General features: G+C 66.7%; 21 protein-coding genes. 18 read left to right on the top strand and 3 right to left on the bottom strand.

The window, feature by feature from the left end; genetic code table 11:
- Nucleotides 1-34 precede the first annotated feature (34 nt).
- From ACTIEY_RS04860 to ACTIEY_RS04840, 5 genes are all read left to right on the top strand, one after another.
- Nucleotides 35-871: an SDR family NAD(P)-dependent oxidoreductase gene (locus tag ACTIEY_RS04860; protein WP_439517958.1), complete on the top strand. Its 837-nt coding sequence runs from the start codon at nucleotides 35-37 to the stop codon at nucleotides 869-871.
- The gene (locus ACTIEY_RS04855) at nucleotides 868-1,845 is read left to right on the top strand and encodes a TRAP transporter substrate-binding protein (RefSeq protein ID WP_439517957.1); all 978 of its coding nucleotides are present in this window, start codon (nucleotides 868-870) and stop codon (nucleotides 1,843-1,845) included. The genes ACTIEY_RS04860 and ACTIEY_RS04855 overlap by 4 nt, the downstream gene beginning before the upstream one ends.
- Nucleotides 1,842-2,315, top strand: a complete 474-nt coding sequence (locus tag ACTIEY_RS04850) for a TRAP transporter small permease (protein ID WP_439517956.1) — start codon at nucleotides 1,842-1,844, stop codon at nucleotides 2,313-2,315. The genes ACTIEY_RS04855 and ACTIEY_RS04850 overlap by 4 nt, the downstream gene beginning before the upstream one ends.
- Nucleotides 2,316-3,611, top strand: coding sequence for a TRAP transporter large permease (locus ACTIEY_RS04845; protein ID WP_439517955.1), 1,296 nt, complete (start codon nucleotides 2,316-2,318; stop codon nucleotides 3,609-3,611).
- A gap of 133 nt (nucleotides 3,612-3,744) precedes the next feature.
- Entirely contained in the window at nucleotides 3,745-4,128 is a 384-nt protein-coding gene (locus ACTIEY_RS04840; RefSeq protein ID WP_439517954.1) for an ankyrin repeat domain-containing protein, read from the top strand.
- Here ACTIEY_RS04840 and atpE read toward each other — a convergent pair.
- Nucleotides 4,123-4,362 (bottom strand): F0F1 ATP synthase subunit C, encoded by a 240-nt coding sequence (gene atpE, locus ACTIEY_RS04835; RefSeq protein WP_439517953.1) that lies wholly within the window; start codon nucleotides 4,360-4,362, stop codon nucleotides 4,123-4,125. The two genes, ACTIEY_RS04840 and atpE, sit on opposite strands and share 6 nt — an antisense overlap.
- A gap of 250 nt (nucleotides 4,363-4,612) precedes the next feature.
- On the opposite strand from atpE, the gene ACTIEY_RS04830 reads away from it, so the two are divergent.
- The 12 genes from ACTIEY_RS04830 (at nucleotide 4,613) to ACTIEY_RS04775 (ending at nucleotide 16,072) form a co-directional block, all read left to right on the top strand.
- The gene (locus ACTIEY_RS04830) at nucleotides 4,613-4,762 is read left to right on the top strand and encodes a hypothetical protein (RefSeq protein WP_439517952.1); all 150 of its coding nucleotides are present in this window, start codon (nucleotides 4,613-4,615) and stop codon (nucleotides 4,760-4,762) included.
- A gap of 25 nt (nucleotides 4,763-4,787) precedes the next feature.
- A complete protein-coding gene (locus tag ACTIEY_RS04825) occupies nucleotides 4,788-5,237 on the top strand; it encodes a lytic transglycosylase domain-containing protein (protein WP_439517951.1) in 450 nt (149 codons plus the stop codon).
- Nucleotides 5,238-5,376: 139 nt separating this feature from the next.
- The gene (locus tag ACTIEY_RS04820; protein WP_439517950.1) at nucleotides 5,377-5,841 is read left to right on the top strand and encodes a hypothetical protein; all 465 of its coding nucleotides are present in this window, start codon (nucleotides 5,377-5,379) and stop codon (nucleotides 5,839-5,841) included.
- Between the two features lie 163 nt (nucleotides 5,842-6,004).
- Nucleotides 6,005-6,406 (top strand): TrbC/VirB2 family protein, encoded by a 402-nt coding sequence (locus tag ACTIEY_RS04815; RefSeq protein WP_439517949.1) that lies wholly within the window; start codon nucleotides 6,005-6,007, stop codon nucleotides 6,404-6,406.
- A 206-nt stretch (nucleotides 6,407-6,612) separates the two neighbouring features.
- Nucleotides 6,613-6,960: a type IV secretion system protein VirB3 gene (locus ACTIEY_RS04810; protein ID WP_439517948.1), complete on the top strand. Its 348-nt coding sequence runs from the start codon at nucleotides 6,613-6,615 to the stop codon at nucleotides 6,958-6,960.
- 11 nt (nucleotides 6,961-6,971) lie between these two features.
- Complete coding sequence (locus ACTIEY_RS04805) at nucleotides 6,972-9,422, top strand: hypothetical protein (protein ID WP_439517947.1); 2,451 nt, start codon at nucleotides 6,972-6,974, stop codon at nucleotides 9,420-9,422.
- Nucleotides 9,419-10,489 carry a type IV secretion system protein gene (locus ACTIEY_RS04800; RefSeq protein WP_439517946.1) on the top strand — a complete coding sequence of 357 codons (1,071 nt, stop codon included), beginning with the start codon at nucleotides 9,419-9,421 and terminating at the stop codon, nucleotides 10,487-10,489. The genes ACTIEY_RS04805 and ACTIEY_RS04800 overlap by 4 nt, the downstream gene beginning before the upstream one ends.
- Before the next feature lie 54 nt (nucleotides 10,490-10,543).
- Nucleotides 10,544-11,242 carry a VirB8/TrbF family protein gene (locus ACTIEY_RS04795; RefSeq protein ID WP_439517945.1) on the top strand — a complete coding sequence of 233 codons (699 nt, stop codon included), beginning with the start codon at nucleotides 10,544-10,546 and terminating at the stop codon, nucleotides 11,240-11,242.
- A gap of 44 nt (nucleotides 11,243-11,286) precedes the next feature.
- Nucleotides 11,287-12,171: a TrbG/VirB9 family P-type conjugative transfer protein gene (locus ACTIEY_RS04790; RefSeq protein ID WP_439517944.1), complete on the top strand. Its 885-nt coding sequence runs from the start codon at nucleotides 11,287-11,289 to the stop codon at nucleotides 12,169-12,171.
- Nucleotides 12,172-12,186: 15 nt separating this feature from the next.
- Nucleotides 12,187-13,425 (top strand): TrbI/VirB10 family protein, encoded by a 1,239-nt coding sequence (locus ACTIEY_RS04785; protein ID WP_439517943.1) that lies wholly within the window; start codon nucleotides 12,187-12,189, stop codon nucleotides 13,423-13,425.
- Nucleotides 13,422-14,441, top strand: a complete 1,020-nt coding sequence (gene virB11 / locus ACTIEY_RS04780; RefSeq protein ID WP_439517942.1) for a P-type DNA transfer ATPase VirB11 — start codon at nucleotides 13,422-13,424, stop codon at nucleotides 14,439-14,441. Before ACTIEY_RS04785 ends, virB11 begins: the two co-directional genes overlap by 4 nt.
- An 8-nt stretch (nucleotides 14,442-14,449) precedes the next feature.
- The gene (locus tag ACTIEY_RS04775) at nucleotides 14,450-16,072 is read left to right on the top strand and encodes a type IV secretion system DNA-binding domain-containing protein (protein WP_439517941.1); all 1,623 of its coding nucleotides are present in this window, start codon (nucleotides 14,450-14,452) and stop codon (nucleotides 16,070-16,072) included.
- A 9-nt stretch (nucleotides 16,073-16,081) separates the two neighbouring features.
- Here the strand turns inward: ACTIEY_RS04775 and cls are convergent, their stop codons facing one another.
- Nucleotides 16,082-17,485, bottom strand: coding sequence for a cardiolipin synthase (gene cls, locus ACTIEY_RS04770; protein ID WP_439517940.1), 1,404 nt, complete (start codon nucleotides 17,483-17,485; stop codon nucleotides 16,082-16,084).
- A gap of 178 nt (nucleotides 17,486-17,663) precedes the next feature.
- Between cls and ACTIEY_RS04765 the strand changes: the two genes are divergently transcribed.
- The gene (locus ACTIEY_RS04765; RefSeq protein WP_439517939.1) at nucleotides 17,664-18,707 is read left to right on the top strand and encodes a TRAP transporter substrate-binding protein; all 1,044 of its coding nucleotides are present in this window, start codon (nucleotides 17,664-17,666) and stop codon (nucleotides 18,705-18,707) included.
- A gap of 4 nt (nucleotides 18,708-18,711) precedes the next feature.
- Here ACTIEY_RS04765 and ACTIEY_RS04760 read toward each other — a convergent pair whose 3' ends face one another.
- Nucleotides 18,712-19,770 carry a pyridoxal phosphate-dependent aminotransferase gene (locus ACTIEY_RS04760; RefSeq protein ID WP_439517938.1) on the bottom strand — a complete coding sequence of 353 codons (1,059 nt, stop codon included), beginning with the start codon at nucleotides 19,768-19,770 and terminating at the stop codon, nucleotides 18,712-18,714.
- Nucleotides 19,771-19,776 lie beyond the last annotated feature (6 nt).

Here is a 19,776-nt window from a genome sequence, read left to right as displayed (position 1 = left end):
AACGTTACTATATGCCGGAACCAAACCCCTTGTCATGTCTTTTCTTTCGAGCCCTGAGACCTCTTCAAAAACGCCCGGCGTGCACGTGGTCACGGGTGGCAGTCACGGCATTGGTGCGGCCACGGTGGCGCTGCTGGCCTCGGCCGGACACCGGGTGGTTTCGCTGGATGTCGCGGCGCCTGCGGGCGGCTCGGGCAGCGGTGCATCGTCGGTCCTCCACCTCGCGTGCGACCTGGCCTCGGAAGACGCGATCCGCGATGCGTTCGCGCGCGTCCAGCAGGACCATCACCATGTAGATGGGCTGGTGAATTGCGCAGGGGTCGAATCGCGCCACCTGCTGGAGAACATGCCCGTGGCCGCGTGGGACCGCGTGATGGACATCAACCTTCGCGGCACCATGCTGTGCCTGCAGGCGGCAGCGCCCCTCATGCGCGAAGGCGCATCGGTGGTGAACGTCGCCTCCATCGCGGGCAAGCGCATGTCCTATTCCGGGGACGCGGCCTATACCGCTTCCAAGGGCGCGGTGCTCGCCTTCACGCGGCACATGGCGTTCGAGCTGGCCGGCCGCCGCATCCGCGTCAATGCGGTGTGCCCCGGCCCGACGCTCACGCCCATGATCTACCGCAGCCTGGACGAGGCGCGCATCGCCGCCGTGGCCGAGGCCGTGCCGCTGGGCCGGTGGGTCCAGGCCGACGACGTCGCTCAGACCATTGCATTCCTGCTTTCTTCCGCCGCCGCCATGATCACGGGCAGCACCATCGATGTGGACGGCGGCATGCTGGTGTCCAACGGCACCCCTTACCGGGACTATGTGGCAGCCCGGCAAGTCCCACGCGCAGCGCCACCACCCACTCCGGAGACATCGCCATGAAATGGATTCGCCCTCTGATCGCCGGCATTGCCCTGGCCTTCATTTCCAGCGCTCACGCGCAGCCCGCCTTGCGCATGGCCTATGTGGCGCCGCCGCCGGTGTGGGGACCCATCGCCGATCGCTTCGCGAAGGAGGTGGCCGATCGCACGAATGCGGAGCTCAAGATCCAGTCGTTCGGCGCCGGCCAGCTCGGCAGCCTGCCGCAGAACTACGCCGGTCTGCGCACGGGGCAGATCGACATGATGCTGGCCGACACCGGCACGCTGGCGCTGGCCAAGGGCGGCAAGGACTTCAATGCCCTGTTCGCGCCGTACGTGTTCCGCGATCACGCGCACTTCAAGACCTTCATGCAGTCGGACACCTTCAGGCAGATGCTCGATGGCGTGGAGAAGGAAGCCGGCTTCAAGCTGGTGGGCTATGTCTCCGACCGCACGCCGCGCCAGCTCACCACCTCCAATCGCAAGGTGCTCAAGCCCGAGGACATGAAGGGCCTGAAGGTGCGTGTGCCCGAGACGCCCGCCATCCTGGAAGTGATGAAGGGCTGGGGCGCTTCGCCCACCCCGGTGCCGGCCGCCGAGCTCTACCTCGCCATGAAGCAGGGCCTGGTGGATGGTCAGGACAACGGCTTCGATGCCATCGCCGGCGCCAAGTATTACGAGGTGCAGAAGTACGCGATGAAGATCGACTACATCCAGTCCGGCCTGATCGTCCTGATCGCGGCCGACAAGTGGGCACGTCTCACGCCGGCGCAGCAGAAAGCCATGACCGATGCAGCCGTGGCGACCGAGAAGTGGGCCAGCAAGGAAACCTGGGACGGGGCGGCCAGGTCCATCGAAACCCTGAAGGCCAATGGCATGGAAATCGTCGAGCCCGACCTCGCGGCATTCCGCAAGCTGGCCGATGGCATCGTGGCGAACTTCGATGGCCAGCTCTGGAGCAAGGGCACGGTGGAGAAGATCCGGGCCGCGAAATGACCCGACTGCTCGGCCTGCTCGATCGCATCGTGCTGGCCCTGCTGGGGCTGGCTTTGCTGAGCCTGGTGGGCATCGGCGGCACCCAGATCGTGCTGCGCGAAACCACCGGCACGCCGCTGCCCTGGGCCATGGAGCTGAGCGTGCTCATCATGATCTGGGCCACCATGCTCACCGGTTATGTCGGCGTGCGGCGCAACTCGCACCTCTCAGCGGATTTTCTGGGGCTGAGCATGTCCGCCCGCGCACGCCGCGCGCTCACCACGCTGGCACTGCTGCTCTCGCTGGTGTTCGTGCTCGTGTATGGCTGGCAGAGCCGTCTGGTGATCGACGCCATGGAAGGCATTCCGTTCACGTCCCTGACCGTGACTCAGCCCGTGCTGTACTGGTCCTTGCCGGTGGGCGCTTTCCTGATGGCGCTGGCGCTGGTGCACCGGCTCTGGCGGGAAGTGCGCGGGCTCGAGGTGGCCTGAATGGAACAGGTGATCCTCTTCGGCGTGCTCATGCTGGCCTTCATGGGCTTCGCGCTCATCGGCGTGCCGGTGTTCTTCGCCATGGGCCTGGCGGCGCTGGTGTTCATCTTCTTCAGCGGCGGCGCCGTGCCGGTGAACATCGTTGCGTCTTCCATGATCCAGGGCATGGACTCCTTCGCGTTCCTCGCGATCCCGTTCTTCTTCCTGGCCGGCGAACTCATGAACACCGGCGGCATCACACGCCGGCTGCTGAACTTCGCCTCGGCGGCCGTCGGTCACATCAAGGGCGGCCTGTCGCACGTGGCCATCCTGGCGAGCATGGTGTTCTCGGGTGTGTCGGGATCGGCCGTCGCAGACGCCTCGGCGATCGGCTCTTCCATGATCCCGGCCATGAAGGACAAGGGCTATCCGGGCGCCTACGCCGCCGCCGTGGTGGCCGCTGCTTCCACCATGGGTCCCATCATCCCGCCGTCGATCGCCTTCGTGGTCTACGCGCTGGTGAGCGACGTCTCGGTGGGCCAGCTCTTCCTGGCGGGCGCCATTCCGGGCCTGCTGATGGGGGTGTACCTGCTGGCGGCTGCCAGCTGGGTGGCCCACCGCCGCAACCTGCCGTTTTCCGAACGCACCTCCCTCCGCGCGGTGCTGGTGGCCCTGCGCGATGCGTTGCCTGCGCTGGCCATGCCCGTCATCATCATCGGCGGCATCGTGGGCGGCATGGTCACGCCCACGGAAGCGGGCATCATCGCCGTGCTGTACGCCATCGTCATCAGCGTGTTCTTCTACCGTGAGCTCAGCTGGGCACAGACCTGGCACATCTTCTGCGAATGCATGGTGAGCTCCGGCATCATCCTGCTGACCATCGCGGCCTCCGGCATCTTCTCCTGGCTGGTCGCCAACCTGGCCATCGGCGAAACGCTGGCCACCACGCTCAAGACCCTCACCGACAGTCCCTGGATCATGCTGGCGCTGATCAACGTGGTGCTGCTGCTCTGGGGCCTGGCGCTGGAGCCTGCGGTGGCGCTGGTCACGCTGGTGCCGGTGCTGGTGCCGATCGCCAACGCCTACGGCATCGACCTCGTGCACCTGGGCGTCATCGTGGTGCTCAACCTCATGATCGGGCAGCTCACGCCACCCTCGGGCGTGATCACCTTCCTCACCGCGCAGATCGCGGGCGCGCCACTGCATGCCGTGTTCAAGGAGGCGGTGCCCTTCACGCTGGCCCTCATCGGCGTCTTGCTGGTGGTCACCTATGTGCCGATGGTCTCGCTCTGGCTGCCGAGAGTGCTGGGCGGGTAGGGCGGCGCCGGTTCCCTCGTGAATCGGCCGCTGCGATTCGAAACGCGCGGCCAGCAGCTCGGCACCTTTTCTGCAAAGGCGCGGCCGGCGACCTACGCTGGACGGTCCTGCCCCAAGCCCTCAGAGACCCACCATGCCTTTGCAAACGTCCGATGTCTGGGAAGCCGCGCGCCACGACAACGTGGCAGCGCTGCGCCGCCTGCACGAGCAAGGCCGCGTGCTCGACGCGCCCGACGCGGGCGGCCTGACGCCGGCCCACTACGCGGCCGGCAACGGACACCTGGCGGTGCTCCTCGAACTCCGGCGGCTGGGCGCGCGCCTGGACGTGGCAGATGCCACCGGCACCACGCCTGCGCACGACGCGGCCAGCGGCGGCCACATGGAGGTCATGGCCGAGTTGCATGAAGCCGGTGTGCCCATGAATGCGCGCAATCACCGCGGCCTCACCCCCGCTGACCTGGCTGCCCTGCACGGGCACGTGGAGGTGCTGGCCTGGACCGGCGGGCCGGGCTCATGAATTGAACGGGTCGGCAATGGCGAACCAGACGCCGAGCGCCACCGAGATGATGAAGGCGCCGTCGAGCAGGCCGGCGAGCAGGAATACCTTGGGCTGCATGGCCTCCATCATTTCGGGTTGCCGCGCCGAGGCCTCCAGGTACTTGCTGGCCATGATGCCGATGCCGATGCACGAACCGAGTGCGCCCAGGCCGATCATGTGGCCCACGGCCAGGGGGATGCTGCTGAAGTCCATGGTACTTTCCTTTCTTGCGTGATGCAGTGGTTGACTGGTTCCCAGTGTGGCCAGGGCCGCGTCCAGCGTCCATGACCTCGCAGGTCATGCAGCCCGGCCACACCGGTCGATCGCCGGAGTGCCGTGTCTGGTGGCGCACTTGCACCGCTTCGCAACTTCGCGTGGCCACCCTCCGTGCAAGGGCTTAGCCTTCCGCGCCAACGCCATGGAAAAGCTCGAACACCCTCCACTCCCTTCAACGCCTGAACGCGTGGCACGCACCGCGCGGCTGGCGTCGCTGCCCAGCGTGCTCGCGCCGGCACTGCAACAGCAGCAGGGCAGGGCGACGGCGCAATCGCAGCCAGCGCTGCACTATGCGCAGCTCCTGTCGCCCAGGCCACCCCGCCCTTCCAGTGGCTAGTGGGCGGCCTCTTCTGCCGGGTCTGGTGCTGGCCATCGCCCATGGCCTCGCGTGGGGCTCGGCGCCCCAGGTGGGACCGGTGGACGAACGTGAGCTGACCCGCTGCGTCCTGGCCGCCAGCACGCGGCATGGGGTGAACCCGGACCTGCTCACCGCCATCCTGCAGGTCGAATCCGGCCTGCGCGCCGACCCGGTGCGTCGCAACACCAACGGATCCATCGACGTCGGCATCGCGCAGATCAACAGCGTGCACTTCACCGAGCTGCGCCAGCACGGGCTGGAGTGGCCGCACCTGCTGCAACCCTGCGTGGGCATTCACGTGGCGGCCTGGCACCTGAAGAAGCAGGTGCTGCGACATGGCAACACCTGGCACGCCGTGGGCGCGTACCACAGCCTCACACCGCAGTTCAACCGCGTGTACCAGGCGCGCGTGCAGCGGGAACTGCGGCGCATGGGCAAGCTCGCGGCGCGCTGACGCTTGCGAACGCGGTGGCGCCAGGGCGGCTGGTGCCTCAGGCCATGCGCTCCATGCCCTGGCGCACCGCGCACGCGTGGCTCGTCCGATCATGCAGCGCCTCGCCACGAGGCGCATTCAACGCAGGAGCTTGAACCCCATGGCATCCCCCGAAGCCACCCACCGCGAGGTCATCGCCGACTTCTGCCGGCGCATGAAACTCGACGATGCCCATGTCGATGCCGTTGCGGAGGGCGCCATGATCGAGATCGAAGGGGTCCGCCTCGCCATCACCTTCAACCAGGTCATTCCCGAATCACCTGCGGTGTCCATCTATGTGGATGTGGGCATGCCACCCCGCGTGGGCGAGGCCGCTGTGTTGCGCGTGCTGCTGCAGATGAACCACGCCCAGTCGGCCAACCGCGGCCTGGCGTATTGCATTGGCGTCAACGGGCACGTGATCGGCGTGATCCATGTGGGCCTGGGCGGCCTGCAGGGGCAGGGCCTTGAGGCGCTGGTGAATTCGCTGGTGGACACCGCACTGGAGTTCCGCCAGACCTGCTTCCTCTGGGGTCCCGCCACCGAAGCGGACGCGCAGGGGCACGACTTTTCCCCCTCGCTCTGAGCAGTTCAACCCAGCCAGCAAACGCTTCATGCGCACGAGAGTGTGTTTGGTGGTTAAGTTGTATATACGTTTCCTCAAAACTCTAAATTCACCTCACCCCGTTCAACCCACCCGCCCACCCCGCATCGAGCGATGCAACGGGCATCAACCAGGAGAAAGCTTCATGAGGGATTTCCAGTGCCACGGTGTCGGCTCGGTTCGTTTTGAATGCAGTGCCCAGCGGTTGGCGGTCTTGTTTCTGGTGGCCTTGGTTTTGTTCATGTTCAGTGATGTGGCGATGGCGGCCGACGATAAGGTAACGGACGCATTCAGCGGATCCACGCTTGGCACAGCACTGGAAACCCTGGTCACGACACTCACTGGGACGATCGCTCGTTCCCTGGCCATCATTGCCGTCATTGGCATGGGCATTGCAGCACTGACTGGTCGTGTGGAGTGGAGCCGTGCGATTGTGGTGGTGCTTGGTGTGGGGATCATCTTCTCGGCTGCCACTTTGATCGACGGCCTGTTTGGAACGTCTTCGACCGCAGCGGCACCATCGACGGTTGTGGTTCGCTTCGCATGAACGCGAAAGCCACCATTGCGGGACTGACGGCGGCGATGCTTCTGCAAGCCTGCGCCACCACCGAACTCGCCGCTCCCCCCGCCCCCTGCGCTTCCGCCGAACGTGACTGTGGTCCCGCCAAGCCCCTGAACTTGGCTGTCGCCCCGTCGCCTTTCGTGCAGGTCAGCGCAAACGCCTGACCACGGCGCATCCAGGGAACGCACCTCATGTCCCACGCATCGCTGCCCTGTGAGGCCGACCCCGTCTTCCTGGGCCTCACGCGCCCGCCCATGTTCTTCGGCATCACCGATGTGTATGCCGTGTTCATGACCTTCGTCGTCATGATCGTGTTCCTCGGGCTCGGGGGCATGAAGGGCATCGTCTACGGCCTCATGTGCGCGCCCGCGCTGTATGTGTTCGGCTATGCCATGTGCGAACGCGATGCGCGCGTGTTCCAGCTCTGGGCCGCGAAGCTGGCGCACTTCTCGCAAGGCCGTCGCCGCGCGGCCTATTGGGGCGGCACGTCGTTCGACCCCGGCTGCGTGCCCATGCCCGCGCGGGCAAGCCAGCGCTGAAGGACCCGGCCATGTGGCGCAGCCTGAGCAGCATGGCCGACGGCGCCGTTCGCAAGGTGGGGCTCGAAGCGCAGGCTTCCCGCTGGTGCGTGCCCTATATGGCTCACGTCAACGCGAACACGCTGCGCACGCAGGACGGCAGCCTGTTGCAGGTGCTGCACCTGGGCGGTCTGCCGTTCGACACCGCCGACGCCGACGAGCTCGACCTGTACAAGCGCATCCGCAACCAGCTCTGGAAGACCTTCAGCAATTCCAACCTGGCCATCTACCACCACCTGGTGCGCCGCCGTCGCGTCACGCTGCCCGAGGGCACGTTCAGCGAAGGTGGCTTTGCCGCGCAATTGAACGAAGCCTGGTGCGAACGGCTGTCCCGCCGCAAGCTCTACACCAACGACATCCACCTCACGCTGGTGCACAAACCCGGCGAAGGCGTGGCCAAGCGCCTTGACCAGGTGTTCCGCTCGCTCTCGGAACGGCTGGACGCGCAGGAGCGCGAGCAGTACGAGCGCAAGGCGCTGCAGTCGCTGCACGACGCCATGCGCGCACTGCTGGAGGTGTTCAAGGCCTACCAGCCTCGCCTGCTGGGCGTGGTGCCCAACGAGCGTGGCGTGCCCTGCAGCGAGCTCATGCGGCTCTACGGCTTCTTCATCAACCTGCAGGACCGGCGCTACGCCCTGCCTGATCGACCCGTGGCCGAGATCCTGCCGGTGGCGCGCACGGTCTTCCGCAACGAGGTGGTGGAACTGCGCCACGCCGCCCGAACCCTCTACGCGGGCCTCGCCTCGGTGAAGGAGTACCCCTCTCAAACCGCGGCCACCATGTACGACCGGCTGCTCACGCTGCCGTTCGAGTTCTGCGCCACGCAGTCGTTCCGGTTCGAGGAACGTGCCCGGAGCGAAGCCGCCATCAAGCAGCAGCGCAACCGCCTGGTGAATGCGGGCGACGCCGGCCAGATGCAGATCCACGCGCTGGACCTGGCCATGGAAGAGACCAAAGGCGAGGCCGGATTCGGCCTGCACCACCACACCCTGATGGTGTGGGACGAAGACGCCTCTGCGGTGGCCGGCAAGCTGGCCACCATCGACGCCGAACTGGCCGAGAACGGCATCACCAGCGTGCGCGAAGACGTGAACCTGGAGGCCGCGTTCTACGCGCAGTTGCCGGGGAACTTCCGCTTCATCGCGCGCGGTGCTCGGATCTCCACCAAGAATTTCGCGTCGTTCGCCAGTTGCCACAACTATTTGGGCGGTCGCCCCAGTTCGGTCTGGGGGCCTGCCATCACCGTGCTGCCGTCGGCGTCGGGCACGGCCTACCACTTCAACCTGCATGTGGCCGATCGGGGCAACACGCTGGTGCTCGGCCCCACCGGCCAGGGCAAGACGCTCACCACGTCCTTCCTCTTCGCGCAAAGCCTGAAGCTGGGCGGGCGGCGGGTCTTCCTCGACAAGGACCGCGGCATGGAGATCTTCGTGCGGGCGATCGGTGGCGAGTACTTCCGTATCGAGAGCCAGCGCCCGACCGGCTGGAACCCGTTGCAGCTGGCCGACTCACCGGGTGCGCGCGGCTTCCTCGTGGACTGGTTCGAAGCCCTGCTCACCGACGAGGGCGGCGCGCCCGTGGACGCCGAGGACCGCCAGCGCATCCGCCAGATCGTCTCCAGCGTGTTCGATCTCGCTCCCGAGCTGCGCCAGCTCTGCCATGTGGCACCGATGTTCGGCAACGCCGAGCAGGACAAGCTGGCAAAGCGCCTGCTCGACTGGTACGACCACCCGCGCTACGGGCGGGGCCAGCACGCCTGGGTGTTCGACAACCCGCGCAACGGGCTGGACATGAGCAACCCGGTGATCGGCTTCGACATGACCTACGTGCTCGATGCCAAACAGGTCCGGCCCGCTGTGCTGACCTGGCTGTTCCATGTGGTGGAGACGCTGCTGGACGGCCAGCCGATGGCGATTTTTGCCGACGAAGGCTGGCGGCTGCTCGACGACGAGATCGTGGCGCGCCGCATCGAGAACTTCGAGTTCGTGATCCGCAAGAACAACGGCCTGCTCGTGTTTGCCACGCAGACGCCGGAGACGGTGATGCAGTCGCACATCTCGGCCGCGCTCAAGCAGCAGTCCGAGACCTTCATCCTGTTCCCCAATCCCAAGGCCGAGGAAGACGTGTACCGGGGCTACCTGGGCCTCAATGCCACGCAGTTCGACATGATCCGCAACGACCTGCCCATGCGCCCGGGGCGCGGCTGGTTCCTGGTGAAGAACAGCTTGGGCGTGAGCGTGTGCCAGCTCGACATGCAGGGCATGGACGACCACATCGCCGTGCTCTCGGGGAACAAGAACACGGTGGCGTTCATGGACCGCCTGATGGCCGAGCACGGCGAAGCGCCAGTAGCGTGGTTGCCGCATTTCAGGGCGGGGTACCAAGGTGCGGGCAGCGTTGAAGCGGTGGGGAGAGCGGGATGATCTTTTACGTGCTCGAAACGGTCGACAAGGCATTGCTGGTCGACGTGATCTCTCCGGGCTACTCCGCGCTGCGCGACTTTGTCGCCGCACCGCTTCGCGCGGGCATGGTGTTGCTCGTCGCTGCGCATGGCTTCAACTTGATGAAGGGTCACACCCAGGGTCTGTCGGCTGTCGATGTGGGCTGGCTGATCCTCAAGATGGGCCTGGTGTCCGAACTGCTGATCAACTGGAGTTTTTTCAGCTACTGGGTCTACGGCACGATCTGGAGCACCTACACCGGGCTTGCGGATGTGCTCGCAGACGCCATGCCAGCAGCTTGGGGTACCGGGTGGTGGAATCTGAGCGCCTCCTTGCTGGACAAAGCGTTTGTGGAGCAGATGGCCGTCGCGTTTGAACAGACCGTGTTGGTGCCCGACAAGTTCGAGTTCATCACGACGTTCGACCTTCCGCTCGCCGGGTTCGCATCGGTTCCCATACCGATCATGTTTCCCAATCTCATCCAGAACATCGCTGGCGTGATCAAGCTGGTGATGACAATCGTTCTCTTTGCGAGTGTCTTCGTGGTCATGCTGTTGTCCCGCCTGGGCCTCACCAGCTGCCTGGCCGTCGCGCCGATCTTCATCGCGCTGGCGCTGTTCCAGCACACGCGTTCCTACACCGATGCGTGGTTCCGGGGCATGCTCGGCTTTGTGTTGACGCCTGCGTTGCTCATGGTGGTCCTGATGGTGGCCGACGCCAGCATCGAGGTGTTCAACGATGGCCCACCCTCAGGGTGGCCAGTACTCCCAGGCGCGATCAGCGTCATCGGCCCCGCCATCGCCTACCTGCTTCTCTACTACGCCCTCGCCAAGGCCGTGGCCAGCATCCCGCAGTTCGCCTCCGGCATGGTCGGCTCGCTGCTTTCCCACATTGGCGACGGCGCGGCCCACCAGGTCATCGGTGGCATGCACAAGGGCATCGATGCCGGCGTGGGTGTTGCCAAGGGCGCGGTGGGCGGCTTCATCAAGGGCGGCCCAGCGGGAGCCAAGCTGGGGGCCGCGCAGGGTGCGGCGGCCGCTCTTCGCTGACCGCCCGCGCACACCCTTCCGGCCAAGCCAGTTACCCAGCCAGCGAACGAAGCCATGAGCACGACCCCGACCGCCGACCCCCCACGCCCGCCTGCGGAAGCGCACTATTACGCCGCCGCGTCCAGCTGGGACGCCGAGGTGATCCGCAACGCCCGTGTGTCTCGAAACCGTGCCTACCTGTTCGCCGCAGTGAGCTGGCTGGTCACCATCGCGGCCGGCGTCGCCATGGCGGTGGTGTTCTCGCGCGAGAAGGTGGAGGTGGTGACCATCGCCTACAACGACGCCACGCAGACCGTGCGCCACGTTCGCTACAACGTGGAGGACGCGCAGCGCCTGACCGGCATGGAGGCGGTGCGCAAGTTCCACATCAACCAGTGGATGCTCGCCGGCGAGACCTGGAGCCATGCCGATGTCCGCCAGCGCGCGAAGACGCTTCAATTGTTTGCCGCACCCGCGATGGAATCCCGGTTGTCCTCGCTGTTTGGCGGCACCGTTCAGGAGCGCGCCATGGGGGCGCGGCTGGAGCGCGTGCCCCGGATCCATTCGATCTCGCTCTTGAAGAGCGGCGTGGCTCACGTGCAGTTCCAGACCGAAGAGTTCATCGACGGCAAGTCGACCGGCTTCTACGAATGGGCCGCGATCGTCGAGTTCCAGTTCACCCACCGGCCCACGGCCGGCGACGACCTGCTCAACCCCTTCGGTTTTCAGGTCACCAACTACCGGCGCGATGCCGCCACCGTGCGCAACCCGTGAAACGCTCGCGCGTCCCAAGCGCGACCCCACCCATGAACCAGAACATGAAGACCCCTGCATGCCTGCTGGCAGCCTGCCTCGCGCTGAGTGCCCAGGCCAACGAAACCGCTCCCCGCAAGAAGCCGAAGGCAACGTCGGCGCCCGTGGTGATTTCGCCGGGCATCGAGAGCCGGCCCGTGCGAACGGACGAGCGCATCCGCGTGGTGGCCTACGACCCGGACGCGGTGGTGCGTCTGCAGGGTGCCTACGGCTACACGCTGGCGGTGGAGTTCGGCGCCGACGAGCAGATCGTGACGGTGTCCCTGGGCGACAGCGTCGCCTGGCAGGCGGTGCCGCGCGACAACGTGCTCTACCTCAAGCCCCATGAGGACAAGGCGGAGACCAACCTGCTGGTGCAGACCTCGCGGCGCTCGTACACGTTCAACCTGCTGGCGTTCCAGCCGTTCGGCGTGAGCGACGGCCGACTCACGTTTCGCGTGCGTTTCCGCTACCCGCAGGACGAGGCTCGACAACTCGAGGCGCAGACCCGCGCCACGGCCGAGCGCTTCGAGCGCGAATCGCGCACCACCGTCGGGCTCACCACCTCCCTGGCGCTGGGCCTGCCACCGGGTTCGCGCAGCAAGCTGCCGTCGGAGTGGAATTTCAAGTACTCCTACAAAGGTTCGCGCGTGGCAGCGCCCCTGCAGGTGCTCGACGATGGCCAGTTCACCTACCTGCGCTTTGCCAACCACGAGAGCGTGCCCGCGGTGTTCGAGGTGGACACGCAGAAGAACGAGACGCTCGCCAATTTCCGCCGCGAAGGCGACTGGCTGGTGATCGAGAAGGTCACGCGCCAGCTGGTCTTCCGCAGCGCGGGCAATGCCGAGATCGCGTGTGTGTTCAACGACGCCTTCCCGCAGCGGCCCGAGACGGCCTTGCGCGAACGCTGATGGGCGGACTGCGCCATGCAACACCATGATCCTGAAGCGGTTGAACGAGAGGAAGCCGCGCCTCTGCCACCGCGGGAGCCGACCAGCGCACTCGGTCGCCGCGCACCGCCGCGCCTGAACAAGCTCATCTGGCTGCTCACGCTGGGTGTGGCCGGCGTGCTGGTCTATGGGCTCTTCGCCACCGGCAGCGACCGCAAGGCCTCCGGCAACGACGTGCCCGAGGTCGAAACCCTGCGGCCAGCGCCGCGCCTCGCGACCCGGCCCGCGCCCGAACCCCTCTTTGTGCCGACGCAGGTGGCAGCGTCTGCGCCGACGGTGACGGCGCAGTCGGTGCCGCCCTTGCCACCGGACACGCCCTTGCCGCCGGTGGACCCGGCCCAACTCAATACCGCTGACCGCCGGGCGGCCGCCGCGGACGAAGCCGCTGAAGCGGCCCGGCGCCGGCGCATGGCGCCTTTGCTGGTCACCTCTGGCGCGCTGGGCAAGGTGGACGCGGTGCTGGCCGACAGCGCCGCCAGCGTGGTGATGGACGTGTTGAAGCCCAAGTCCTCGATGGTCGACGCCGCGCTGGCAGATCGGCCCGCCGATGCCGCGCGCGACGCATCGTCCTTCGTGCCGACGGCACTGGAACCCGACGACGCTTCGCTGGACCGCAAGATCCTGCAGGGCAAGAGCATCCCCGCGGTGCTCGAGACGCCCATCCACACCGCGCTGCCCGGCCAGGTGCGCGCGATGGTCGACGAGGACGTCTACGGTGAATCCGGGCGCCGTGTGCTGATCCCGAAGATGTCGCGGCTGGTGGGGGAGTACGAGACCGCGCGCATTTCCGCCGGTCAGTCGCGCGTCATGGTGATGTGGCAGCGCGCCCTGCTGCCCGATGGCACCAGCGTTTCGCTGGCCAGCCCCGGCACCGACGGCCTCGGGCGCTCGGGCATGTCGGGCGTGGTGGACAACCACTACCTGGAGCGCTTTGGCGCCGCGTTCCTGGTGTCCATGATCGGCGTGGCCGTCGAGGATGCGGCCGCGTCGAACCAGCGGGCCAGCAACTCGGCAGGCGGGCTGATCATTGTCGACCGCACCCGCAGCGAGGCGGTGAAGGGTCTGCAGTCCACGGTGGAGAGCATCCTCAAGTCGCAGGCCAACATCCCGCCGACGATCCAGGTCGTGCAAGGCAGCCGCGTGCGGGTGCTGGTGGCCCGTGACCTGGACCTCTCGGCCGTGTCGGGGAAAGCCCGGCGACCCCGTGCGCCATGAGCACGGCGGCGCTCCGTTCCTACCTCACGCCCCTGCGCCCGCTGCTGGAGACCGCCGGCATCGAAGAGATCATCGTCAACCGCCCGGGCGAGGTGTACGTGGAATCGGGTGGCACCTGGGTGCCGCACGCCATCCCGGAGTTTGACCAGCGCCGCCTCAACCAGCTCGCCGACCTGATCGCCACCTACTCGCACCAGACCGTGGGCCCCCGGCAGCCGCTGCTCTCGGCCCAGTTGCCTGAAGGCCAGCGTGTGCAGGTGGTGATGCCACCGGGTTGCCTGCCCGAGATGTTCGGCCTCGCGATCCGCATGCCTTCGCAGAAGCGCTTCTCGCTCGAAGACCTGGACCGCGGCGGTGCCCTGCGCGCGCGCGAGGCCGTGAGCGGCGGCGCTGAGGACGATGCCGAACTGGGCGCGCTGCTCGATGGCGGCGACATGGTGGGTTTCCTTCGCGCGGCGGTGCGGCTGCGCAAGAACATCATCATCTCGGGCGGCACGTCCACCGGCAAAACCACCACGCTGCGCGCGCTGACCGACGAAATGGGCAAGGACGAACGGCTGGTCACGATCGAGGACGTGCCGGAGATCGCGCTGTCCCAGCACAACAAGCTGTCGCTCATTGCCAGCAAGGGCGGGCAGGGCGTGGCCAAGGTCAGCGTGACCGACCTGCTGGAAGCCAGCATGCGCCTGCGCCCCGACCGCATCCTGCTGGGCGAGATTCGCGGCTCGGAGGCGGCCGACTTCCTGGAGCTCATCAACTCCGGCCACCCGGGTTCCATCTCCACCATCCACGCCGACAGCCCGCGCCTGTGCTTCGAGCGCCTGTGCTTCATGGTCAAGCGCCGCGAAGGCTTCCAGGCCATGAGCACCCATGCGCTGCTGGCCTACATCCAGTCGGTCATCGACGTGGTGGTGCAGTTCAAGCGCTTCGACAACGGTTCGCGCGGCGTTACGCAGGTGTGGTTCGGGCCACGCGACCGGGTGGACCCGCAAGGGCCCGAGGCGACCGCCCTGTGAGGGCGCTGATGCTGGCCCTCGGCGCGGTAGTGGGCGCGCCGCTGGCAAGCGCCATCGTCTGGGTGGTGTGGGTGGTGCATGCGTTCGACCTCCAGGCACCCATGGCGCGCGACCTCAAGGCTGCGGCTTCGCTGGCTTTCATCGCACCCAACGTGGTGTCTATCACGCAGGCCAGCATTGCAACGGGTACCGGGCTGGCGCTGGTGGTGGCCTGGCTGGTCTGGGTGCTGGGCAATCCGCACAGCAAGCCGGCACGCCATGTGCGCGGCGCCACCTTCGCGTCGGTGCATGTGTTGCGCCGCATGACCAGCGAACGGACGATCCGCAACCGCCTGATCCGCGTGCGCGCCTCCATCCAGTTCGCGCAGACCCGCCCCACGCCGGCGGAGGTCTGGAAGGACTTCTGGCGCCCGGTGCCGCAGGCCACCGTGGGCGGCGTGCCCATTCCCGTGTCGGTGGAGCCGCTGCACATGCTGGTGGCAGGCACCACGGGCGCGGGCAAGTCGCAGGCCATCAAGGAGATCCTGTCCGGTGCGGCCAGGCGTGGCGACCGGCTGCTGGTGGTCGACCCCAATGGCGACTACTACTCGATCTTCGCCCGGCCGGGCGACCTGGTCCTCAACCCGTTCGATCGCCGCACGCCTGGCTGGTCGATCTTCAACGAGATCCGTTCCACGTACGACTGCGAGCGGTTCGCGCGCAGCGTGGTGCCCGATGGCACCGGCGACATGCGCGAATGGAACGGGTACGCCCAGTTCCTGATCAAGGAAGTGATGAACAAGCTCTGGCTTCAGGGCTGCCGTGAGACCAGCGTGCTGATCAAGTTCGTCTGCGAGCTGCCCATCGAGACGCTGGCCGAGTACATGGCCGATACGCCGGCGGCCTCGATGTTTTCCGAAGGTGCCGAAAAGACGATGGGCTCCACGCGCTTCATCGCCACCAAGTACCTGGGGCCGCACAAGCACATGCCGCAGGGCGACTTTTCGCTGCGCGACTGGCTTGAAGGCGCGCCGGGCAACCTCTACATCACCTGGCGCGAAGACATGGCCGATGCGCTGCGCTCACTCATCTCGACCTGGTTCGATGTGGTCATCACCGCCACCCTGTCGTCACCTGTGCACGGCCCACCGCGTCCCACCTGGTTCGTGTGCGACGAGCTCGCCTCGCTGGAAAAACTCAGCAGCCTGGAAGCCGGGCTCACCAAGGGGCGTAAGCACGGCGCGCGTTTTCTCTGCGGCATCCAGTCCACCGCCCAGCTCGACGACCTGTACGGCAAGGAAAAGGCCGTCACGCTGCGCAGCTGTTTTCGCAACCTGCTGTTCCTCAACATCCCGCACACCGATCCCGCCACCGCGGAAGAACTCAGCAAGGGCGTGGGCGAATCGGAGTTCGTGCGCAAGGAGACGCAGCGTTCGGTGGGCTATTCGATGAAGAACAGTTCGCGCACCATCTCGCGCCGCAACGTGACGGAAAAGGTGCTGCTGCCCAGCCAGATCCAGGACCTGCCCAACCTCCAGGCCTACGTGTCCTTTGCCGGGAACTACCCGCTGTGCAAGGTGTCGCTGGCGGCGCACCTGTTCCCCAAGGTGGGCGTGCCGTTCGAGCCGCGCGAGAACGTCCCGTCGGCCTGAACGGCAGGTTCAGAGCCAGTACTCCCAGATGCGGGAGAAGCCTTCCAGGATGCGGTTGTCCAGCGTGCGGCGCTGCCATTGCGCGAGCGTGACCTCGGTGGACGCGGCCAGGTCCTTGTCGAAGACCGCCTGCATCTGCTTGCCGAAATCCTCGCCCAGCACCACCGCGTTGAGTTCGTGGTTGTGCAGGAAGCTGCGCCAATCCAGGTTGGTCGAACCCACCGTGGCCCACACGCCGTCGATGAGGCCGGTCTTGGAGTGCAGGATCGCGCCCTGCCGCTCGAAGATCCGCACGCCCGCTCGCAACAGGCGTTCGTAATAGCCGCGCCCGGCGTGGAAGATGAGCCAGGAATCGGTCTTGCTCGGCAGGATCAGCCGCACGTCGACCCCTCTGGCTGCGGCGTCCTCCAGGGCGGTGAGGAGCTGCGGGTCCGGTGCGAAGTAGGCGTTGGTCAGGTACACGCTCGTCTCGGCCGCGCCAATGGCCGAGAGCAGCGTGGCGTAGATCTGGCTGAACGGCTCCTCGGGCGAACTGCCGATCGCGCGCACCACCTCGTTGCCTGCTTTCACCGGCGTGGGGTAGTAGTTGCGCGGGGCCATGGGCTCGCCCTTCTGCGCCACCCAGGTGTCCATGAAGAGCTTCTGGAAGTCCGCCACCACCGGGCCCTCGATCTGCACATGGGCATCGCGCCAGCCCTGGCCGGGGTCTGCGCTGCGCGAGAACGAACCCGACGAGCCGCTGGAGTACACGGCACTGATGTTGATGCCGCCCAGGAAGGCGACGCGGCCGTCCACCACCAGCAGCTTGCGGTGGTCACGTTCGTTCAGTTCCCACTCCTTGCGCGCCTTCGACGGGTTGACCGGGTTGAACTCCAGCACCCGGATGCCTTCGTCGGTGAGTCGCTTGAAGAACGCCTCCGGCGTGCCCAGGGTGCCCACGCTGTCCCGGATCACGTGCACCTGGGCGCCGGCACGCTGCCGTTCGATCAGCGCACGGGCGAACTGCTGGCCGACCTCATCGTCGTCCAGGATGTAAGTCTCCATGTGGATGTGGTCCTTCGCCGTGGCGATGGCCGCCAGCATGGCGCGGTAGGTGGCAGGGCCGTCCTCGAGCAGCACCACCTTGTTGCCGGTGGTCAGCGGGTTGCCGACGATGGCTTCTTCCAGGGCGAGGTGGCGCGCGAAGATGCCGGTGTCCTGCCCGCTGCCACGCAACCGCTCCAGCACGGCCTTGCTCTGCGCGGCCGACAGGGGCCCGCGGGCACCCTCGAGTTGAACCCGTGGGGTGGCCGACGTCCGGGCCATGTCCGGCACCACGCGGGGCAGGCTCTTGCAGGCGGACAGGGTCAGCGCGCAGATCAGCAGAAGGACGGGCCCCCAAACGGGCTTCCACCATCGACAGGGCAGGGTCATTCGGGGTCTCCAGGAATCGGCAGAGGATACCTGCGCGGCATTTCCAGAGCGCATTGGCCGGCCATTGATCCGGGCTTTTCGCACCTTTCAATCATTAATAACTTTGAACCTTTCGGCGGAATTTGGTTGACGATTCAACCTAACAGCTGCATAGTGGCGGCTCCAACAGGAGACATGAATGATCGACAGAAGAACGCTGATGAAGGTGGCTGCGGCGAGCGTGGCCGCACCCGCCATCCCCGCCCTGGCCCAGAACGTCACCACCCTGCGCGTCCACACCTTCGTGCCCGCCACGTCCAATGTGTGGAGCCGCGTGATCGTGCCGTGGATGGGGAAGATCGAGAAGGAATCGAACGGGCGCATCAAGTTCGAGGGCTTCACCTCCATGCAGATGGGCGGCGCGCCGGCCCAGCTCTACGACCAGGCGCGCGATGGCGTGGTCGATATCGTGTGGTCACTGGCGGGCTACACGCCCGGCCGCTTCCCGCGCTCCGAAGTGATCGAACTGCCTTTCTTCACCTACGACGGCGAGGGTTCTTCCAGGGCCGCCTGGGAATACCTCACCACCTACGCGCCCGATGAGTTCAAGGATGTGAAAGTGCTGGCCTTCCACACCCATGGCCTGAACATCCTTCACAACAAGCGCCGCGCCATCACCAAGGCCGCCGACCTGCGCGGACTGAAGATGCGCGGGCCCACGCGCGTGTCCACGCAGATCCTGAGCGCAGTGGGTGCCACGCCGGTGGGCATGCCCCTGCCGCAGATTCCAGACGCGCTTTCCAAAGGCGTGATCGACGGCGCCATCCTGCCGTGGGACACCGTGCCCGCCGGCAAGCTCGACGAACTCACCAACTTCCACACCGAATTTGCCAAAGGCATGCCGGGCTTCAACAACAGCGCGCAGTTCATGGTCATGAATCGCGCCCGCTACGAATCACTGCCGCCCGACCTGAAGCAGGTGATGGACCGCAACGCCGGCCTCGAGACCTCCGGCATGTTCGGTCGGCTCATTGCCGACCACGACCCCGTGGTGCGCAAGGCGGTGGTGGACCGCGGCAACACGGTCACCGTGATGGGCAAGGCAGAAACGGAAGAGTTCATCAAGCTCTGCGCGCCCATCGTCGACCAGTGGGTCGAAGACATGAACCGCAAGGGATTCGACGGCAAGAAGCTGTTGGCTGGCGGTCGCGAGCTGATCGAGAAGCACCGCCCCAAGACCTGACGCCTCAGGCGCCGACGCCGGCCGCGCGCAGGAACGCGTCGTTTTCCGCCACCGTGCCCACGGTCACACGCAGGCAGCCCTGCAGTCCGTGCAGGGTGTCCTGCCGGCGCACCAGCACACCCGCAGCCAGCAACATGGCGTGGGCCGCAGCGGCGTCGGGCGTGCGCACCAGCAGGAAGTTGGCGTGGGACGGGAACACCTGCCAGTGGGGGTGCGACTGCAGGGCCGTGGTCATGCGCTCGCGTTCGTGCAAGGTGTGTGCGACCCGCTCCCGCACGTAGTCCGGGTGTTCGAGCGCGACCAGCGCGCTCACGGTCTGCAGCACCGACACGCCGAACGGAGGCACGAGCTTTCGCAACTGGCGCGCCACGTCGTCGCCTGCCAGCGCGTAACCCAGGCGCAGTCCGGCCAGCCCCCAGGCCTTGGAGAACGTGCGCAGCAGCACCACGTGCGGATGCCGCACGGCCAGCGCGCGGGCATCGTGTGCGGTGAACGGGTGGTAGGCCTCGTCGATCACCAGCAGCCAGCCGTCCCGGCAGGCCTGCGCCAGGCGCTCCAGTTCGTCGAGTCCGCACAGCGATCCCGTGGGCGCATGCGGTCGGGGCACGAACACCACGCCTCGGCCGGGTGCCTCGCCCAGCGCAGCGATGAGGGCGTCCACATCCGTGGAGAAGTCGCTGCGCAGTGGCACCTCGGTGAGCGCAGCGCCCAAGAGGCGCGCGTCGAGCGCGTAGAGGGCGAAGTTGGGCTTGACCGTGAGCACGCGCGCGCCCATGCCGGCGAGTTGCACCAGCAGGGCAATCAGCACGTTGCTGCCGGTGGTAACCACCGTGCCTGAAGCGCTCCAGCCGTCGTGGCGCGCCACGGCCTCGCACAGGGCTTCGGCGTGAAGATCGGTGTAGCGGTGCCAGGGCAGTTCGCTCAGGCGCTGCAGCGCCATGACCTTGAGCGCTTCAGGAAAGTCGGCGAAGGACTCGTTCTGGTCGAGCTTGACGGGCGCGGTGACGGCCGAGAACGGGTAGTCGGGGCTGGCCTGGACGGCGGGACGGATGGGCAATGACATGCCCCG

The organism is Hydrogenophaga sp. (genome assembly GCF_051858985.1).
Taxonomy (GTDB): domain Bacteria; phylum Pseudomonadota; class Gammaproteobacteria; order Burkholderiales; family Burkholderiaceae_C; genus Hydrogenophaga.
This window is presented reverse-complemented; position numbering and strand designations above follow the sequence as displayed.

Excerpts from the sequence above, each read along its gene's own strand:
- ACTIEY_RS04820 (WP_439517950.1), top strand. The coding sequence starts at position 5,377 with ATGGCATCCCCCGAAGCCACCCACCGCGAGGTCATCGCCGACTTCTGC.
- ACTIEY_RS04850 (WP_439517956.1), top strand. The coding sequence starts at position 1,842 with ATGACCCGACTGCTCGGCCTGCTCGATCGCATCGTGCTGGCCCTGCTG.
- ACTIEY_RS04840 (WP_439517954.1), top strand. The coding sequence starts at position 3,745 with ATGCCTTTGCAAACGTCCGATGTCTGGGAAGCCGCGCGCCACGACAAC.
- cls (WP_439517940.1), bottom strand. The coding sequence starts at position 17,485 with ATGACCCTGCCCTGTCGATGGTGGAAGCCCGTTTGGGGGCCCGTCCTT.
- ACTIEY_RS04810 (WP_439517948.1), top strand. The coding sequence starts at position 6,613 with ATGTCCCACGCATCGCTGCCCTGTGAGGCCGACCCCGTCTTCCTGGGC.
- ACTIEY_RS04790 (WP_439517944.1), top strand. The coding sequence starts at position 11,287 with ATGAAGACCCCTGCATGCCTGCTGGCAGCCTGCCTCGCGCTGAGTGCC.
- ACTIEY_RS04760 (WP_439517938.1), bottom strand. The coding sequence starts at position 19,770 with ATGTCATTGCCCATCCGTCCCGCCGTCCAGGCCAGCCCCGACTACCCG.
- ACTIEY_RS04845 (WP_439517955.1), top strand. The coding sequence starts at position 2,316 with ATGGAACAGGTGATCCTCTTCGGCGTGCTCATGCTGGCCTTCATGGGC.
- ACTIEY_RS04765 (WP_439517939.1), top strand. The coding sequence starts at position 17,664 with ATGATCGACAGAAGAACGCTGATGAAGGTGGCTGCGGCGAGCGTGGCC.
- ACTIEY_RS04860 (WP_439517958.1), top strand. The coding sequence starts at position 35 with ATGTCTTTTCTTTCGAGCCCTGAGACCTCTTCAAAAACGCCCGGCGTG.
- ACTIEY_RS04805 (WP_439517947.1), top strand. The coding sequence starts at position 6,972 with ATGTGGCGCAGCCTGAGCAGCATGGCCGACGGCGCCGTTCGCAAGGTG.
- virB11 (WP_439517942.1), top strand. The coding sequence starts at position 13,422 with ATGAGCACGGCGGCGCTCCGTTCCTACCTCACGCCCCTGCGCCCGCTG.
- ACTIEY_RS04800 (WP_439517946.1), top strand. The coding sequence starts at position 9,419 with ATGATCTTTTACGTGCTCGAAACGGTCGACAAGGCATTGCTGGTCGAC.
- ACTIEY_RS04785 (WP_439517943.1), top strand. The coding sequence starts at position 12,187 with ATGCAACACCATGATCCTGAAGCGGTTGAACGAGAGGAAGCCGCGCCT.
- ACTIEY_RS04815 (WP_439517949.1), top strand. The coding sequence starts at position 6,005 with ATGAGGGATTTCCAGTGCCACGGTGTCGGCTCGGTTCGTTTTGAATGC.
- ACTIEY_RS04855 (WP_439517957.1), top strand. The coding sequence starts at position 868 with ATGAAATGGATTCGCCCTCTGATCGCCGGCATTGCCCTGGCCTTCATT.
- ACTIEY_RS04795 (WP_439517945.1), top strand. The coding sequence starts at position 10,544 with ATGAGCACGACCCCGACCGCCGACCCCCCACGCCCGCCTGCGGAAGCG.
- atpE (WP_439517953.1), bottom strand. The coding sequence starts at position 4,362 with ATGGACTTCAGCAGCATCCCCCTGGCCGTGGGCCACATGATCGGCCTG.
- ACTIEY_RS04775 (WP_439517941.1), top strand. The coding sequence starts at position 14,450 with ATGCTGGCCCTCGGCGCGGTAGTGGGCGCGCCGCTGGCAAGCGCCATC.